Origin of the sequence: Sulfitobacter litoralis (assembly GCF_900103185.1) — a bacterium.
GTDB classification, from domain to species: Bacteria; Pseudomonadota; Alphaproteobacteria; order Rhodobacterales; family Rhodobacteraceae; genus Sulfitobacter; species Sulfitobacter litoralis.
The window spans coordinates 72,181-88,841 of the sequence record NZ_FNJD01000004.1 but is presented as its reverse complement, the minus strand read 5'-3'; the positions used below and the strand labels follow the sequence as shown (position 1 = coordinate 88,841).

Sequence of the window (16,661 nt, the reverse complement as noted above, 5' to 3'; positions counted from 1 at the left end):
GGGGGGCTGGCCCCCCTCTTCCCTGACCCCCTGAACCGTCAGGAAAACACCCGCGTGACCCAGACGCCCAACGTGGCAGAGGTCCCGGTCAGCACCACCCCCCACGAGAAATCCGTCGCCACCATCTGCGGTGTCCAGTCTTTCAACGTCGCGAGGTTGGTGAACTCATAGGTGCCATACCCCAAGGCCCCGATCAGCGCCGCATTGCAAAAAACCCACAGCAAGGATTTATCCTGCGCAATCGCGGGCCAACTGACGAAGTACAGCAGCACAGCAATATAGAAGGCGTAGAAGACAAAGGCAGGCAGCAGCCGGAACTGGTCCAGCAGCAAGGGGCCGATATCACGGCTGAAAACCGGTTTGATCAAATAGCTGAGGCCCAGAAAATCGAGCCCCAGAAAGATCGCGAATGTCAGTACATAAAGAATAATCAAAGTCATCGGGGGCTCCGGGAAAAATCAACGCTCCCTAATCATATGCAGCAGCGCCCGGAAAATGCGACTTTTCCGAGCGGTTTTTATCTCCTTTTGTATGGTCCCGAGACCCGCCGGCCTTACAGCCGCTGGTATTGCGCTTCTTGCTGCGCGGACCAGCGTACGATCAGATTGAACCCGTCTTCGGTCTGGGTTTCCTCGATCACGACGTCCTGTTCGAACAGCCACGCACGCTTTTTGCCATCGGAAAAGGCCAGCGTCAGCTCTGCCTCGCGTACGGCCCCCTGAAGCGCTTCGGCGATGACTGCTTGCAGCTCGTCCAGCCCCTCGCCTGTGATGGCAGAGATGGCAAGGACACTGTCATCGCGTTGCGCACGGGCACGCACGGCGTCGGCGCGGTCGTCGTCAAGCTGGTCGAGCTTGTTCCAGACTTCAAAACTGCGCGTATCTTTGGGCACGCCCAATGACGTCAGAATATCCCGCACGTTCTGGGCCTGGCTCTCGCTTTCGGCGTGGGAAATGTCGCGCACGTGGCAGATGATATCCGCGGCAAGCACCTCTTCCAGCGTCGCGCGGAAGGCCGCGACCAGTTCGGTCGGCAGGTCAGAGATAAAGCCCACGGTATCGCTGAGGATAATCTCTGGCCCATCGGGCAACACAAGGCTGCGCATTGTTGGGTCCAGCGTGGCAAAAAGCATATCCTTGGCCATTACCTCGGCGCCGGTCATGCGATTGAAAAGCGTCGATTTACCGGCGTTGGTATAGCCGACAAGCGCGACAATCGGGAACGGCACCTTGGCCCGCGCAGCGCGGTGCAGGGCGCGGGTTTTGACGACTTTGTCCAGCTGCCGGCGCAAGCGCACTAGCTGTTCGTCAATGGCACGACGGTCCGATTCAATCTGCGTCTCGCCGGGGCCACCGACAAAGCCCAAACCACCACGTTGACGTTCAAGGTGGGTCCAGGCGCGGACCAACCGCGTACGCTGATAGTTCAATGCTGCCATCTCGACCTGCAAGACACCCTCGCGGGTCGCAGCACGGTCGCTGAAAATCTCGAGGATGAGACCGGTGCGATCCAGCAGTTTGACGTTCCACGCCTTTTCAAGGTTGCGCTGCTGCACAGGTGTGACGGGTCCGTCGACCAGAACAAGGTCAACTTCAGCCTCTTCAAAGACGGTCTTGAGCTCTTGGATTTTACCGGAGCCGAACAGCATGCCCGCGCTCACGGTGCGCAGGGGCACGATATTCGACCCTTCGACATCCAGATGCGGCAAGGCATGCGCCAGTGCGACGGCTTCGGCCAAGGCGGGCTCTGCAACGCGGCGGTCATTGTCTGACTTGATGTCAGGGTGAATCACCCAAGCCCGAGTACGCTTCGGGCCTGCGGTGTCATCAATTTGGAATGGAGGTCGGCTCAATTAGCGTCTTCACCCTCGTATAGTGAGATTGGCGTGCTTGGCATGATCGTAGAAATCGCGTGTTTATAAACAAGCTGCGATTGGCCATCGCGGCGTAGCAGAACACAGAAATTGTCAAACCACGTGATAACACCTTGAAGCTTCACGCCGTTAATCAGGAAAATCGTTACCGGCACCTTTGTCTTACGCACATGGTTCAGGAATGCGTCTTGCAGGTTTTGTCGGTCAGCCGCCATTGTTGGTCTCGCTCTTGTTCTTGCTGTTATTCTTGCTGGCAACCGCGGATCGGTCCCCCCTTCGAAAGACTATGAAGACCTGTGAAGGGAGTTTCCACCCCAAAATGTCAGAACTGTTGCGCCCAAAGCTACCTTGCGTGTCATGTGCGCCACAAAGCAGGGGTTAGCAGTGCAATAATAGCCAAGGTTTCGAGACGCCCAAGCACCATTGCCGCGCATAGGATGATTTTGGCCCCGTCGCCGAGCTGAATCAGCATGATTGGCGCATCGGCGGCGAATTCCATTAACGGGCCTGTGGTGGAAAGCGTCGCCACCGACATGACCAGCGCGTCGGCAAAAGGCGCACCCACAAAGGTAAGGAGCAAGGTCACCGCCGCGAGCGACAAGGCGAAGAGCATAAAGAAGATCCAAGCGATAAACGCCCCGTTGCTTTGCAGCCGCCGCCCCGCCTGTCCGGCTCCGGAAACAGAGTGCGGATGGACCAAGCGCTCCATTTCGCGCACACCGTTGCGATAAAGCGCAAAGACCCGCAGCAGTTTGACCCCACCCGCGGTGGTCGCCACCCCGCCCCCGATCAGCGCCAACCCCATCAGGATTAGCCCCGGTGTTTCGAGCCCCGACCAGCTTTGGGCCTCGGCCCAGGATGCGCTGACGAATCCGGTGGTCGTCAGGAACGAGGTTACCGTGAACATCGCACCCCAGAACGCGCTACCGGTTTCAAGCGCTTCGGCACTTGCGTCTACATCGAACGCCCCCAGGAAATGGCGCACAAAAAGAAGCGCAGGGACGCCAAGGATCAACGCCAGGCCGATGCGAAATTCGGGGTCGGTGAAAAGACCGCCTTGGGTTGCCGTCACCGTGTCCTTTGAAAAGGTCAGCCGCGACAGCGCGAACAGCATAAACAGCATCATCATTGCTTCGGACCCAAAGCCGACACCGGTTTCATGGGTACCGCCCAAGGGCGATATGCCCGACGTCGCAAGTACCGACATCGCGTGGCACAGCGCCACCAACGACCGGTCGCCATTGGCCAGCAGCAGCACCCACAGCATCAACGTCAAAGCGCAATATGTGGGCGTTAACGCGCCAGCCGCCCGCAGCAGCCGTTGGCGCGGATTGATCTGGCCCATATTGCTGCGCCGCTCGTCCGGGTTCCCCGGTTCGGCCTGCGAAGTGACCTCGAACCCGCCGAGGTGCAAAGGAGCCAAAATCGCCGAGGCCGCGATCCACATCAGCAGCCCGCCCATCCATGCGACCTGCGCGCGCCACAGATGAAGCGTGTCGCTGATCCGGCCCGGATCGTCGAACAGGGTCGCGCCAGTCGTAGTGATAGAACTGACCATATCGAAATAGGCGTGCAGGAAGCGCGTGGTCGGCAGGGCCTCAAGAAACGGGATCGCCAGCAGCGCGGGCAAAAAGACAAAGCTGGAAAACAGCGACATCAACGGCCCCAAGGCCCCGTGCCGCGCGCGCCGTCCGCCATGGGCGACCGCGATCAGGGTAAAGATAATCACCCCCAGCAGCCCCGAATAGAAAAATGCCCGCGACGCCAGATGGTCCTGCGTGGACAGGGCAAAGATCGCCGGGAAGATCGTTGAGGCGCTGAACACGCCAAAGATCAGCAGGAACAGCGGCAGCTCGAGGATCTCGCGGCGGATATAGGATTTGCGTCTCACGTGCGGCGCTCCGGTGATATGGGCGCAGGTGCCATCAGAAAAAGTCGATCGAGACCTGCATCAGCTGTTCGACCTGCGGCACGTCTTTTGCCAGACAGAACACAGCGATGACATCGCCTTCTTCAATGCGGGTCGTGCCAAGCGGGCGCATCACTTCGTCGCCCTTGCGAACCATGCCCATCAGCGCACCTTCGGGGAAATCAATGTCAGAGACGCGTTTGCCCGCAATCGGAGAGGTTGACAGCACCTCGGCTTCGATCACCTCTGCCTCGGCGTCGCCGATGGAATAGACCGACCGCACCCGCCCGTGACGGATGTGCCGCAGGATAGAGCTGACGGTCGTGGAACGCGGGTTGATATAGGCGTCGATGCCCAAGGGTTCCATCAGGAGGACCAGCGTCGGGTCGTTGATCAGCGCAATAACATAGGGGCAGCCTTCGGATTTGGCGCGCACACAGGCCAGCATGTTGGTTTTATCATCATCCGTGATCGCCATCATCGCATCGGCACGGCCAATGCCGGCTTCGGCCAGCAAAGACGCATCAAGGCCATCGCCGTTCAACACGATGGTCCGTTCCAATGCTTCGGCGGCCCGTTCTGCAATGCGGCGGTTCTTTTCGATCATCTTGGTGCGGACGCGCTTGCCGCGTGTTTCAAGGTTTTGCGCGACGGCCAACCCGACATTGCCGCCACCCACCAGCACAACGCGCTCAAGTTTGCTGGTCTTTTTGCCAAAAATCTCGAGCGTACGGGGGATGTCATCACGGTGACAAAAGACATAGCAGGCATCGCCGACAAACAGCTGGTCCTTTGATTCAGGCGCAAACAGCGTGCCATCCCGGCGCACCCCGACCACAACCGCGCGCAGCGTGGAAAACAGGTCGGTCAATTGGCGCAGCGGCGTGTTTACGACCGGACAGTCCTCGTCGATCTGGATGCCGAGCAATTGCGCCATACCGTCCATGAAGGTTTCAGTATCAAAGGCCGCAGGCGCCGAAAGCCGTTGCAGCGCTGCATTGGCGACCTCTTTTTCAGGCGAGATCACAACATCGATCGGCATGTGGTCGCGGCGGTAAAGATCCGAATAGATCGCCGTCAGATAGGATTGGCTGCGCAGGCGTGCGATCTTGCGGTTGATGCCAAAGACCGAATGCGCCACCTGACAGGTGACCATATTGACCTCGTCCGAATGTGTCGCAGCGATGATCATCTCGGCGTCGCGTGCCCCCGCACGGTCTAACACGTCGGGATAGCTTGCAAACCCCGCGATCCCCTGCACGTCCAGCGTATCCGTCGCACGGCGCACCAGATCGGCGTTGCTGTCAACGATCGTGACGTCGTTGCGTTCGCCCGAAAGATGGCGGGCGATCTGCCACCCGACCTGCCCTGCGCCGCAAATGATCACTTTCATAAATGGGGTTCCTTTGGCGTAAAGCCTTGCCTTGCGTCACCAGCTGGGCGTGCCCGCGTGACCCGTGATATGCCAGTGATTTGAATGACAGATGGCTATGCAAGGGTCAATTCAAATGTCAGAGTTGCGCCATAGTGTGAAGGAGTCAACTGATGCGCAAAGCTGCATTGATCATATGGGGTGGCGTGGCACTGGCGGCCTGCGCACCGCTTAATACCTACTATAAACCTGGTGCCACTGTTGCAGTGGTTGAACGGCAGACAACGCAATGTCAGGTCGATGCGCTGGCGAAGGTGCCAGTGGCACTACAGACCCTACGCACCCCGCCGCGTTTTATCCCGCCGCACCAGATTTGCCGGTCCGACGGTCGCTGCTATACCCGCGCGGGATATTTTGAACCGGGTCAGACCTATACGGTGGACCCAGGTGCCGATCTGCGCAAACGGGTCGAAACACAGTGCATGGCAGACGCGGGCTTTGCGCCGGTGTCGATCCCGCAATGCCCTGCAGGCATCGCCAAATCCGCGCCGGTAGGGCGCACCACCGCCCTGCCCGCGCTGAACGCCAAGTCCTGCGTGATCCGCAATGGCGATGGCAGCTTCCAGATCGTGACCCAAGGCTAGGCCACGGGGGTCAGCCTTCGCTGGCCCCGTCATCATCCACATGCGCCACCCGCGTGCCGGACTTGGCAGAGGTCACCACCCCGAGGCTCTTGAGCTTGCGGTGCAGGGCAGACCGTTCCATTCCAACGAAATTCGCCGTGCGGCTGATGTTCCCGCCGAAACGATTGATCTGGGTGAGCAGATATTCACGTTCAAATGCTTCGCGTGCTTCACGCAGCGGCAAAGTGGCCAAGGCCCCCGACAAGACGACACGCCCTTCGTCGTCGGTGGTCTCTTCTTCGCCCGGCAGTTCGCGCGCCTCAATCGGCCCAGTCCCATCGCCAAGGATGAGCACGCGTTCCACAAGGTTCTTGAGTTGGCGCACGTTGCCGGGCCAGACCATCGTCTGCAAAAGCGCTTCTGCATCATCAGAGAATTCACGCAGCGGCAGACCCTGCGAGGTGTTGAAATCGGCAATAAAATGGCGGGCCAAAACCGGAATATCATCGCGACGGTCTTCCAGTGACGGGACCGAGATCGGCACGACGTTCAGCCGGTGAAAGAGCTCTTGACGGAATGTGTCTTCCTTGATTGCGGCATCCAAGTCTTTGCTTGTGCTGGATATAACGCGTAGATCAACGCGGACCTTGTCGTTGCCGCCGACGCGTGTGAACTGCTGATCCACCAGAACCCGCAGGATTTTCGATTGCGTCCCAAGCGGTAGATCGGCGACTTCGTCAAAGAAGATCACACCGCCATGCGCCTGTTCAAGCAGCCCAGGTTCGACGCCGCGTTCGGGGGTTTCCCGCCCAAACAGCACTTCTTCCATCCGGTCCGGCGCAACGCTGGCGCAATTGACCGTGACAAACGGTGCCGAAGCGCGGTTGGAATTGGCGTGGATATAGCGCGCGGCGATTTCCTTGCCCGCGCCCGCAGGCCCGCGCAACATGACGCGGCCGTTGGATTTGGTAACTTTATCAAGCTGCCCCATGAGGGTCTTAAATGAGGTCGAGCTACCGATCATATCGGTGCTCACCACCTCGCGGCGCTTGAGGCTCTGGTTTTCGCGGCGCAAGCGAGAGGTCTCCATCGCGCGGCGGATCACCACCATCAGCTGATCAATATTAAAGGGTTTTTCGATGAAGTCATAGGCACCCTGCTTGATCGCCGCGACCGCGATTTCGATATTCCCATGCCCGGAGATGATGACAACAGGCACATCCGGATTGTCCCGTTTTACTGTTTTCAGAATGTCGATCCCGTCCATCCGGCTGTCTTTCAGCCAGATATCAAGGATCATCAGCGCAGGCGGTTCGGCATTGATGGCCGCGATCGCGTCGTCCGAATTGCCCGCCAGTCGCGTGACAAAACCTTCGTCCTCCAGAATGTCCGAAATCAACTCGCGGATGTCGCGCTCGTCGTCAACGATCAGAATGTCACTCATTATGGGTCTCCAGTTCTGGTGTTCCGGTGGGGGCAGCAAGGGGGAGCGTGATGACCGCCATCGCGCCGAAATGTGTTTCGCCTGCAAAGACCGGTGCGTTTTCCAACGTTAATGTCCCGCCGTGTTCTTCAATGATCTTTTTCACGATGGACAAGCCAAGGCCAGTCCCTTCGGATCGGGTGGTGACATATGGCTCGAACAGTCGTGCGCGGTCTTCCGGCAATCCGATGCCATTATCCGCTATGGTAATCTGTAGCGCTGTTTGGCTGGTGGTCAACTGCACCTTGATACGGGGTTCAATCTCTGCGTCAGGATTGTTTTCGTGTCGGCTTTCAATGGCTTCGCCCGCGTTCTTAATCAAATTTGTTAAGGCTTGCGACAGCATTGTCTGATCAATGCGCGCCATGACGTCCTGCGTCGGCAGATTGGCGCTGATGGTGACGTCTGGCTGGCCTGACTGCTGTAGCACGACCGCATCCCGCAGCACCTGAACCACGTTTTGCACCGATGTCTCGGGTTCTGGCATGCGCGCAAATTTCGAGAATTCGTCGACAATGCGCCGCAGATCGCCGGTCTGTCGGATGATCACACCAGTGAGTTGTTCGAGGCTCGCCGCATCATCAGGTAGCTTGGGGCCGAACTTGCGCTGGATCCGCTCTGCGCTCAACTGGATCGGGGTCAGCGGGTTCTTGATCTCGTGTGCAATCCTGCGCGCGACGTCGCCCCAAGCCGCCATACGTTGCGCGCTGACCAGATCGGTCACGTCGTCAAAGGCCACAACATAGCCCTCGAGCCGGCCGTCCTCGCTACGGCGGGTGGCGACACGCACCAGCAGGTTTTCCATCTGCCCTTGGCGCGAGACTTTGATCTCGCCCTGCGCCACCTCGTTCTTGCCAGTCACCACAGTGTTGAACAACGTCGCGAATTCTGGGACTGCGACCGAAAGCGCGAACGATTGCTGGTCCTCGCTCCAGTCCAGCAGCCGCGCGGCGGACCGATTCACAAAGGCGACCCGCCCTTCAGGGTCCAAACCTACAACGCCCGAGGTGACCGAGCTGAGCACTGAATCAAATAAGCGGCGCCGGCGTTCAATCTGGCGCGTGTTGTCGAGCAAGGTTTCACGCTGGCCTTTAAGCTGCTTCGTCATCTGGTTGAAATAGCGCCCCAGCATCGCGATCTCGTCATCGCCGTCTTCTTCACGTACCTGCACCTCAAGATCACCGGCACCAACCTGCTGTGCCGCCCCCGTCAAACGGCCAACGGGGCCCGAAAGACGTTCCGCGAACCAGAGCCCCAGCCAGATTGACGCCAGAATAAGGATCACCGCAAACCCGACGTAAAGCAGCCCGAATTCGAACAGCAGCTTGCCGCGTTCGTTTTCAAGCTGTTGATACAGCCGCACGGTTTCCTTGGTGTCATCAAGCAGTGACAGGATTTTGCCATCCACGTCGCGGCTGACGTAGAGGTAGCGATCGATGAAGGCCTCCATCAAAACCAGAGCGCGGAATTCATTGTTGGCCCAGTCCTCGATCACCAGCGGTGCACCGTCCAGCGCCTGCGCCGCGCGGATCTGTTCGGGGGTCGGTTGTTCGAAATCAAACAGATAGGACCGGTCGCCGCGCGCGCGGATCTCGCCGGTGCCGTCGATCATATAGGCCTCGCGCAGACCCCGCTGGATCAGGCGCTGCCCATCCGCCAAAAGCTGTGTATCGGGCACATCAACACCCTGATTGCGGGCCTGATCGATCGCACGGGCAAGTGCTATCGCATCCTCCCGCAGATCATCGCTTTGTTCGTTTTCATAGGCTTCGGCGGCAGCAAGAGAGTTCCCCACCACAGACCGCACCCGATCCGAGAACCACCCCTCAAGCCCGACATTGATCGTCAGCCCCGCAAAAACCGCGACGCTGACCGTCGGGATCAACGCCATCAACGCGAACACGCCGGTCAGCCGAAGGTGTAGCCGCGATCCTGCGGATTTCGCCCGACGTGCCGCGATTAACCGCGCGACCTCGCTCAGAACAAGTGCGGCGACCAGCAGGATATAGACCAGATCAATCAGCAGAATGATGCGCAAGCTTGGCGTATTGCCGCCCTGTTCGAGGGGCCCGAGCACCAGATAGGTGACAAGCGCAAGCACCGGCCCCAGAACCACAAGCCCCAGGGTCGCCAGATTACGCACGCGCCTGATCCGGCGCAGGCGCTCAAGCCGCATAAGATAATAGCTGCGTGACCGGGTAAGCACCCGCTATCCTCACCGATGATGTGATGCACGAATGCATCAACCGCCCATTTATGTGATCCTGATCCAGCCTTGAGGCTAGATGGCCACGGTTATGTGGCGCTTTTACATCATTTTTCGACCGCGTGTCACCTCAATATCGAGATCGGTGATCTTTTTTCTCAATGTATTACGGTTGATTCCCAACAAGTCGGCACATTTCGCCTGGTTACCCGCGGTTGCGGCCAGTGCAATCTCGATCAAGGGCGCTTCGATTTCGCGCAAAATGCGGGCGTAAAGACCGGGGGGCGGCAGCATTGAACCATGCTGATCGAAATATCGTTGCAAATGCCGCTCTACGGACGCCCCGAGCTTTTCGGTATTGGCCTGCGCGCGCAGGGGTTCGGGATCGGGCTGGGCCCCCAGAACTTGCTCTGCCTCGGATTGGGTGATCTCTGGCGCACGACTTGTCAGGGCCAGTTGGCGCATCGCGTGTTCCAGCTGTCGCACGTTACCGGGCCATTGATAGTTAGCAAAGACTTTTGCCGCCCCTTCAGACAGGGCACGTGGCGCGGAATTGCCGGTTTCAGACCGTTCAAGAAAATGCGCTGCAAGCAAGGCAATGTCATCTACCCGGTCGCGCAGCGCAGGGACATGCAGCGTTGCGCCCGAAAGACGGTAGTACAGGTCGCGGCGCAGCGTACCCGCTTTCATCGCGGCGGCCATGTCGGACTGGCTGGTCGCAAGAAAACGCGGCGCATGTTCACCGGGAGAATCCATCATCCGCGCGATACGCGCCTGAAGTTCCTCCGGGAAATCGCCGATCTCGTCGATCAACAGCGTGCCGCCGCGCACCCGTGCCAGCGCGCGCATCGGGCCCTCGATGTCTTGCAAGTCGGCCGAGGTCACGGTGACAAACGGCAGGTTCCGCCGGTCGGAAAAATCGTGGATAGCCTTGCCGATCAGCGACTTGCCGGTGCCGGATTCACCCCAGATCAGGACCGGTAGATCGGTGTTCATCACCCGCGCCACCACGCGGTACAGCGCTTGCATTACTGGCGTGCGCCCCACCAGCGGCAGATCATCGCGGTCCCCATCGGTGTCAGAGCTTGTCTGCGCCGGACGCCGCGTCGGACCACTGCGTTCAAGCGCGCGAGCCGTACGTTTCATCAGGTCAGGCAGATCGAAAGGCTTGGGGAGATAGTCGTAGGCCTCGGCCTCTGCTGCCTTGATCGCGGTCATGATCGTGTTCTGCGCCGAGATCACGATCACAGGCAGGCCGGGACGGTCCTGTGCAATCTTTGGCAGCATCTCGAGCCCGTTGCCGTCAGGCATCACCACATCCGAGATGACCACATCGCCTTTGCCTTCACCCACCCAACGCATCAGGGTCGTCAGGCTGGATGTCGCGTGCACCTTGCAGCCTGCGCGGGTCAGTGCCTGTGTCAGAACGGTGCGAATTGTGCGGTCGTCGTCAGCAACCAGAACTGTGCCATCCATCTGTTATCTCTCCTGTTCGGAAGCTGTATTTTCAATTTGGGTCTTGTCGGCCCGCGGCAGCGAAATGCGGAACACGGTTTTGCCGGGAACCGAATCTACCGTGATCCAGCCGCCGTGGTCGGAAATGATCTTGCTCACCAGCGCCAACCCCAGACCGGTGCCGTTCTCGCGCCCCGACACAAAGGGTTCAAAGACATCGGCGCGGATCGCTTCGGGCAGGCCGGGGCCGTCATCAATCACCTCGATCTGCAGCGGCAGCGACTGTGCCGTCCCGTCAGAGCGCCGCAGGCGGAAGGAATGTTCGTAATAGCTGTGCAGCCGGATCGTGCCGCCCGATGGGCCCGCCGCCTCTGACGCGTTCTTGATCAGGTTCAGCACGACCTGCAACAGCTGGTCCTTGTCGCCCAAGGCCGGCGGCAGCGAGGGGTCATAATCCTCGATGATCTTCATGCGCGCGCCAAATCCCAACAACGCGGAACGGCGCGCACGATCAAGCGCGTCATGCAGGTTCACCGCCTTGCGCTCCGGCGGCATGAGGTTACCGAATTGTTCGACCTGTTCCAGCAGCTTCACGATTCGGCGCGATTCCGCGACGATCAGATCGGTCAGCTCCAGATCCTCGGTGCTCAGGTTCATGCTGAGCAATTGCGCGGCACCCGTGATCCCTGCCAGCGGGTTCTTGATCTCATGGGCCAGCATTTCGGCCATGCCGATGGCGGATTTGGCGGCGGATTTGACTGAATTATTCTGCGTCATCCGACCGGCCATCTCGCGCGGGGTGATCATCAGGATCATCTGCCCGGCGGCATCGATCAGCGGCGCAAAATGCAGCGCACATTGCACCGGCGGACGCTGACCGCTGCCGACATCCACATCATTCACGAACAAGGGCGTGCCGTTGTCGCGGGCGCGCGTGAACGCCTCTTCTAACGGAGCATCGACGGCAATCATGTCCCACACCGGCACGCCGCGCACGGATTTGGCAGAGGCGTTCAAAAACCCTTCGGCTTCGGAGTTCAGCTCGGCGATCATGTCATCGGTGTCAATCAAAATGGCGGGCACGGGCAGCGATGCAAAGACGGCATCCAGCGACATCAGGCGGCCTCCAACTGGTGGTCCGGCAAGCAGGCGGACGGAATAAGACGGTGCACCTCGGCGGGGCTGGATGCGGTCAACATGGCACGGCGCAGATCGGCGGGCGTGTTGCTGGTATCCATGTACCAACCCAGATGTTTGCGGGCGACGCGTAGGCCGATCACCTCGCCATAGAACCGGATGATCGCCTCGTAGTGGTCCGCCACCATGCGCGCGAATTCGGCTCCCTGCGGGATAACCGGTGCGGGCGCGCCGAACAGATCATGGGCCACTTGAGCCAGCAGCCACGGTTTGCCTTGGGCACCGCGCCCGATCATGACACCGTCGGAACCCGACTGCGCCAACGCCTGCCGCGCGGCATCGGTGCTGATGATATCGCCATTGGCGATCACAGGAATGGAGACCGCCTGTTTGACGCCCGCAATGGCAGCCCAATCGGCGGCACCCTTATAGAACTGGCAGCGCGTGCGCCCGTGGATGGTGATCATGGTGATCCCCGCTTCTTCGGCCCGCGCAGCGATCTGCGGCGCGTTAAGCATATCGTCGTCCCAACCCAACCGCGTCTTGAGCGTGACGGGCACCTTGACGGCATTCACGACCGCTTCGATCAGGCGCAGCGCGTGGTCGGGCGTTTTCATCAGCGCAGAGCCGGAAAAGCCTTGCGTCACTTTTTTGGCCGGACAGCCCATATTGATGTCGATCACCCGCGCACCCTGCCCTTCGACCATGCGCGCGGCTTCGGCCATTGGCGCGGCTTCGCGGCCCGCCAGTTGCACGGCAGTGCCTTCAATACCCAGACCCAGTTCGGCCTTTTCCAGCGTACCGGGGCGGGCATTGATCATATCGACGCTGGCGACCATCTCGGACACCACAAGCCCTGCGCCGAAGGACGCGACCAGATTGCGGAACGGTAAATCGGTGATCCCCGCCATAGGGGCCAGCAGAACCGGCGGGTTGAGTTTGAAAGGTAGATCCGAGAGATCCAAACGCTTAATCCTTGTGCAGTTGCCTTTGGTGTACCGAGCCAAGGGTGGGAACTCAATCAAACCAGCAGCTCTGGCCGGTGAAAAACTGACCTATTGCCTAAAATTTAATCACATGGTGCAGCCGATTGCGCCGGCAGCTTTCCCTGCTTAGAACGGGGCGAGTTTATCTAAGGGAGTGGACGATGACGTCGACACCGAAAATCGCAGCTCTCATCGTGGCTGCCGGACGGGGCACACGTGCGGGTGGCGCCGTGGCCAAGCAGTGGCAGCCGCTTTGCGGGAAACGCGTAATCGACCACACGCTGACCGCATTTCAGAGGTATCCCAAGATCGAGCGGATCATCATCGTTCTGAGCGCCGGTGACATGGCTGAGGCCGAAGGGTTTACCGCACAAGGCTGCCTTGTGGCCGAAGGGGGCGCGGATCGCGCAGCATCTGTCCGCAATGGGCTGGCGTTGCTGGGCGATGCCGATCTGGTGCTGATCCACGATGCCGCCCGCCCCTGTGTCACGCCGCAGATTATCGACGGCGTGATCGACGCGCTGGCCACAGATGCCGCGGCCGCCCCCGGTCTGCCTGTCACTGACGCGCTTTGGGTTGCCGAAGACGGTGCCGTTGCAGGCACGCAGGACCGCACGGCGCTTTATGCCGCACAAACGCCCCAAGGGTTCGACGCCGCCACAATCCGCGCCGCTCATGCCGCGTTCAAAGGTGTCGCCGCCGATGATGTCGAAGTCGCCCGCGCCGCGGGTGTTGCGGTTGCCATCACCCTTGGCAGCGTGGATAACCTGAAAATCACGGTGCCGGGTGATTTGTCCCGCGCCGCCCGCATATTGGAGTCTTCGATGGATATTCGCACCGGCAACGGGTTCGACGTACACGCCTTTGGTCCGGGGGATCATGTGACCCTTTGCGGAGTCGATATCCCGCATGATCAGGGGCTTGTCGGCCATTCCGACGCCGATGTCGGCATGCATACTGTCACCGATGCGATCTATGGCGCGCTGGCTATGGGCGACATCGGCCAGCACTTCCCCCCGTCTGATCCGCAATGGAAGGGCGCGCAAAGCCACATTTTTTTGCGTCATGCCGCCGATCTGGCGCGCAGCGAAGGGTTCACCCTGACCCATGTCGATTGCACGCTGATCTGCGAATACCCCAAAGTGGGGCCTCATGCCGCAGAGATGCGCCGCGTGATGGCCGATATACTGTCGCTTGAAGAAAACCGCGTTTCGGTCAAGGCAACCACTTCCGAACGTTTGGGATTTACCGGCCGCGGCGAAGGCATCGCCTGCATGGCCACAGCAACATTGGCGAAACTATGACTTTGGCAAAGCTGATCGCGACTGTTCTGGGGGTTGGCTATATCCGCCCCGCGTCAGGCACTTGGGGCTCGCTTGTGGCGCTGCCTTGGGCGTGGCTGCTGCATGTGATCGGCGGGCTGCCATTGCTGATTGCGGGCGTGATCCTCACATTTGCAGCAGGCTGGTGGGCCACTGCGCAGATGACCGCAGGCAGCACCGACCATGACCCGTCCGAGATCGTGATCGACGAGGTTGCGGGCCAATGGGTCGCGCTGCTGCCGCTCAGCTATGCCAGTTGGACGATGGATATGAACATCCTTGTGATGTGGCCCGGCTGGATCGCGGCTTTTGCCCTGTTCCGTCTGTTCGACATCTGGAAACCGCTGATCATCGGCTGGGCCGACCGGCGCGGAGATGCGCTTGGCGTGATGCTGGATGATATCTTTGCAGGCATCTTCGCTCTGCTCGGGGTGATTGCACTGGCCGTGCTCTATCACGTGTATCTCTTTGCCTGATCTGCATGCCCTTCTGGATCGTGCGCGCGCGCGCGAGGTCATGATCGCCTGTGCAGAAAGCTGCACCGGCGGCATGGTCGCTGCCGCGCTGACCGAATTGCCCGGATCATCGGCGATCTTTGACCGCGGCTTTGTCACCTATACCAATGCCGCCAAGATCGACTTGCTCGGCGTCAGCGCCGCGACGCTGGACGTCCACGGCGCGGTGTCCGAGCAGGTCGCCCTTGAAATGGCGCGTGGTGCCTTGGCACGATCCGGCGCGCAAATCGCCGTGTCGATCACCGGCATCGCAGGCCCCGGCGGGTCAGAGCATAAGCCCGAAGGCCGCGTCTGTTTCGGCCTCGCCACGCCGTCCGGTATCACCACCCAAACGCAAGAGTTCGGCGCATTGGGCCGCGATAAGGTCCGCCGCGCTGCCCGCGATTTCGCCTTGGGGCTGATTTTTGAGGCGATTGCATAACGCCCGCAAAACAGGCGGCATGGCTAAATTGCTGCCTAAATATGTGGCTAATGTAGAAATGCCCGTTTAATCACCGGCTTTGCCCACATTTTAACTTTTGTCGCGCGCGCACATCCGTTTCACCCGTTTGCAACCTAAAACCTTTCGGGAGGAAACCAAGATGAACGCAGCTGATACGGCCTGGATCATGACCGCCACGGCCTTGGTCCTGTTCATGACATTACCGGGGCTCGCGCTCTTCTATGGCGGCCTCGTGCGCAGCCGCAACGTGCTGAGCGTTTTCATGCATACCTACGGCGTCGCCTGTCTGATGAGCGTGCTGTGGTTCTTCGCCGGATACTCCATCGCCTTTGGTCCCGACACATCGGGCCTCTGGGGCGGCTTGGGCAAGATCGGCCTGTCGGGGGTCACTGCTGACAGCCTGTCAGGCACCCTGCCCGAGATCCTGTTCTTCGCCTTCCAGATGACCTTTGCGATCATCACACCAGCGCTCATCGTCGGCGCTTATGTTGAACGCATCGGCTTTGGCTTTGTGATGCTGTTTTCAGGCCTGTGGATGCTGCTGTGCTATGCGCCGGTGGTGCACTGGATTTGGGGCGGTGGCTTTCTTGCGGATGGCGGTATCTTTGGCGAGGTCGGCGTGCGCGATTTTGCAGGTGGCATCGTCGTGCATGAAACAGCCGGTCTTGCCGCGTTGATCCTTGCCGTGTTCCTCGGCCCACGTTTGAACCACAACACGCCGCCTCATAACCCCGGCTTTGTGATGATAGGTGCAGCGATGCTGTGGGTCGGCTGGTTCGGCTTTAATGGTGGCTCGCAACTGGCGGCTGACGGCGGGGCCGCGATGGCAATCACCGTGACCCACATCTCTGCCGCAACGGCGTCGCTGACATGGGCATTGTGGGAGCGGATCAAATTCGGCAAAGCTTCGCTGGTGGGCATCGTCACGGGCACCATTGCGGGCCTCGCTTCTATCACGCCGGCGTCCGGATTCGTCGGCCCGTGGGCAGCCCTGCTGATCGGCGCTGTCGCTGGTATCCTGTGTCAAGAAGCCGTCGTGCTTATCCGCAACAAGGTCAAAATCGACGACACGCTCGATGTCTTCGCTGTGCACGGTGTCGGTGGTATCTTTGGCACCATCATGATCGCTGCGCTTGGTGCGGGCACGTGGACCGCACAGCTAGGATCGCTGGCAATTGTTGGGGTCTATACCACGGTGGTAACGGTCGTGCTGGTGTTGGTCTGCAAGGCAATCACGCCACTGCGTGTCAGCAAAGAGGTCGAGGTCAACGGGCTCGATCTGTCGGTTCATGGTGAACGGGCCTATGATCTAAGCAGCTGACCCAAATCGAACAAACA

15 protein-coding genes are annotated in these 16,661 nt (G+C 59.9%); 5 read left to right on the top strand and 10 right to left on the bottom strand.

Annotated features, from left to right (window positions below; all coding sequences use genetic code 11):
- Positions 1-38: 38 nt before the first annotated feature.
- The 5 genes from BLQ98_RS04925 to trkA form a co-directional block, all read right to left on the bottom strand.
- Complete coding sequence (locus BLQ98_RS04925) at positions 39-440, bottom strand: DUF2177 family protein (protein ID WP_093732231.1); 402 nt, start codon at positions 438-440, stop codon at positions 39-41.
- A gap of 113 nt (positions 441-553) precedes the next feature.
- Positions 554-1,852 carry a GTPase HflX gene (gene hflX / locus BLQ98_RS04920; RefSeq protein ID WP_167354509.1) on the bottom strand — a complete coding sequence of 433 codons (1,299 nt, stop codon included), beginning with the start codon at positions 1,850-1,852 and terminating at the stop codon, positions 554-556.
- Positions 1,849-2,088 (bottom strand): RNA chaperone Hfq, encoded by a 240-nt coding sequence (gene hfq, locus BLQ98_RS04915; RefSeq protein WP_005853497.1) that lies wholly within the window; start codon positions 2,086-2,088, stop codon positions 1,849-1,851. Before hfq ends, hflX begins: the two co-directional genes overlap by 4 nt.
- Before the next feature lie 140 nt (positions 2,089-2,228).
- The gene (locus tag BLQ98_RS04910; RefSeq protein ID WP_093732229.1) at positions 2,229-3,764 is read right to left on the bottom strand and encodes a TrkH family potassium uptake protein; all 1,536 of its coding nucleotides are present in this window, start codon (positions 3,762-3,764) and stop codon (positions 2,229-2,231) included.
- 34 nt (positions 3,765-3,798) lie between these two features.
- On the bottom strand, positions 3,799-5,175 hold the full coding sequence (trkA, locus tag BLQ98_RS04905; protein ID WP_093732228.1) for a Trk system potassium transporter TrkA: 1,377 nt from the start codon (positions 5,173-5,175) through the stop codon (positions 3,799-3,801).
- A gap of 152 nt (positions 5,176-5,327) precedes the next feature.
- On the opposite strand from trkA, the gene BLQ98_RS04900 reads away from it, so the two are divergent.
- Positions 5,328-5,798 (top strand): hypothetical protein, encoded by a 471-nt coding sequence (locus BLQ98_RS04900; RefSeq protein WP_093732227.1) that lies wholly within the window; start codon positions 5,328-5,330, stop codon positions 5,796-5,798.
- Between the two features lie 10 nt (positions 5,799-5,808).
- Here the strand turns inward: BLQ98_RS04900 and ntrX are convergent, their stop codons facing one another.
- From ntrX to dusB, 5 genes are all read right to left on the bottom strand, one after another.
- Positions 5,809-7,221 carry a nitrogen assimilation response regulator NtrX gene (gene ntrX / locus BLQ98_RS04895; RefSeq protein ID WP_093732226.1) on the bottom strand — a complete coding sequence of 471 codons (1,413 nt, stop codon included), beginning with the start codon at positions 7,219-7,221 and terminating at the stop codon, positions 5,809-5,811.
- Positions 7,214-9,436 carry a sensor histidine kinase NtrY-like gene (locus BLQ98_RS04890; RefSeq protein WP_093732364.1) on the bottom strand — a complete coding sequence of 741 codons (2,223 nt, stop codon included), beginning with the start codon at positions 9,434-9,436 and terminating at the stop codon, positions 7,214-7,216. The genes ntrX and BLQ98_RS04890 overlap by 8 nt, the downstream gene beginning before the upstream one ends.
- 132 nt (positions 9,437-9,568) lie before the next feature.
- Entirely contained in the window at positions 9,569-10,942 is a 1,374-nt protein-coding gene (locus tag BLQ98_RS04885; RefSeq protein WP_093732225.1) for a response regulator, read from the bottom strand.
- 3 nt (positions 10,943-10,945) lie between these two features.
- Positions 10,946-12,037 carry a two-component system sensor histidine kinase NtrB gene (locus BLQ98_RS04880; protein ID WP_093732224.1) on the bottom strand — a complete coding sequence of 364 codons (1,092 nt, stop codon included), beginning with the start codon at positions 12,035-12,037 and terminating at the stop codon, positions 10,946-10,948.
- Positions 12,037-13,023: a tRNA dihydrouridine synthase DusB gene (dusB, locus tag BLQ98_RS04875; RefSeq protein WP_093732223.1), complete on the bottom strand. Its 987-nt coding sequence runs from the start codon at positions 13,021-13,023 to the stop codon at positions 12,037-12,039. The genes BLQ98_RS04880 and dusB overlap by 1 nt, the downstream gene beginning before the upstream one ends.
- Positions 13,024-13,205: 182 nt before the next feature.
- Here dusB and BLQ98_RS04870 point away from each other — a divergent pair, with 182 nt between their 5' ends.
- From BLQ98_RS04870 to BLQ98_RS04855, 4 genes are all read left to right on the top strand, one after another.
- On the top strand, positions 13,206-14,348 hold the full coding sequence (locus BLQ98_RS04870; protein WP_093732222.1) for a bifunctional 2-C-methyl-D-erythritol 4-phosphate cytidylyltransferase/2-C-methyl-D-erythritol 2,4-cyclodiphosphate synthase: 1,143 nt from the start codon (positions 13,206-13,208) through the stop codon (positions 14,346-14,348).
- Positions 14,345-14,842 carry a phosphatidylglycerophosphatase A family protein gene (locus BLQ98_RS04865; protein ID WP_093732221.1) on the top strand — a complete coding sequence of 166 codons (498 nt, stop codon included), beginning with the start codon at positions 14,345-14,347 and terminating at the stop codon, positions 14,840-14,842. Before BLQ98_RS04870 ends, BLQ98_RS04865 begins: the two co-directional genes overlap by 4 nt.
- Entirely contained in the window at positions 14,835-15,302 is a 468-nt protein-coding gene (locus BLQ98_RS04860) for a CinA family protein (RefSeq protein ID WP_093732220.1), read from the top strand. The genes BLQ98_RS04865 and BLQ98_RS04860 overlap by 8 nt, the downstream gene beginning before the upstream one ends.
- Before the next feature lie 160 nt (positions 15,303-15,462).
- Complete coding sequence (locus tag BLQ98_RS04855) at positions 15,463-16,644, top strand: ammonium transporter (protein WP_093732219.1); 1,182 nt, start codon at positions 15,463-15,465, stop codon at positions 16,642-16,644.
- Positions 16,645-16,661: the final 17 nt, after the last annotated feature.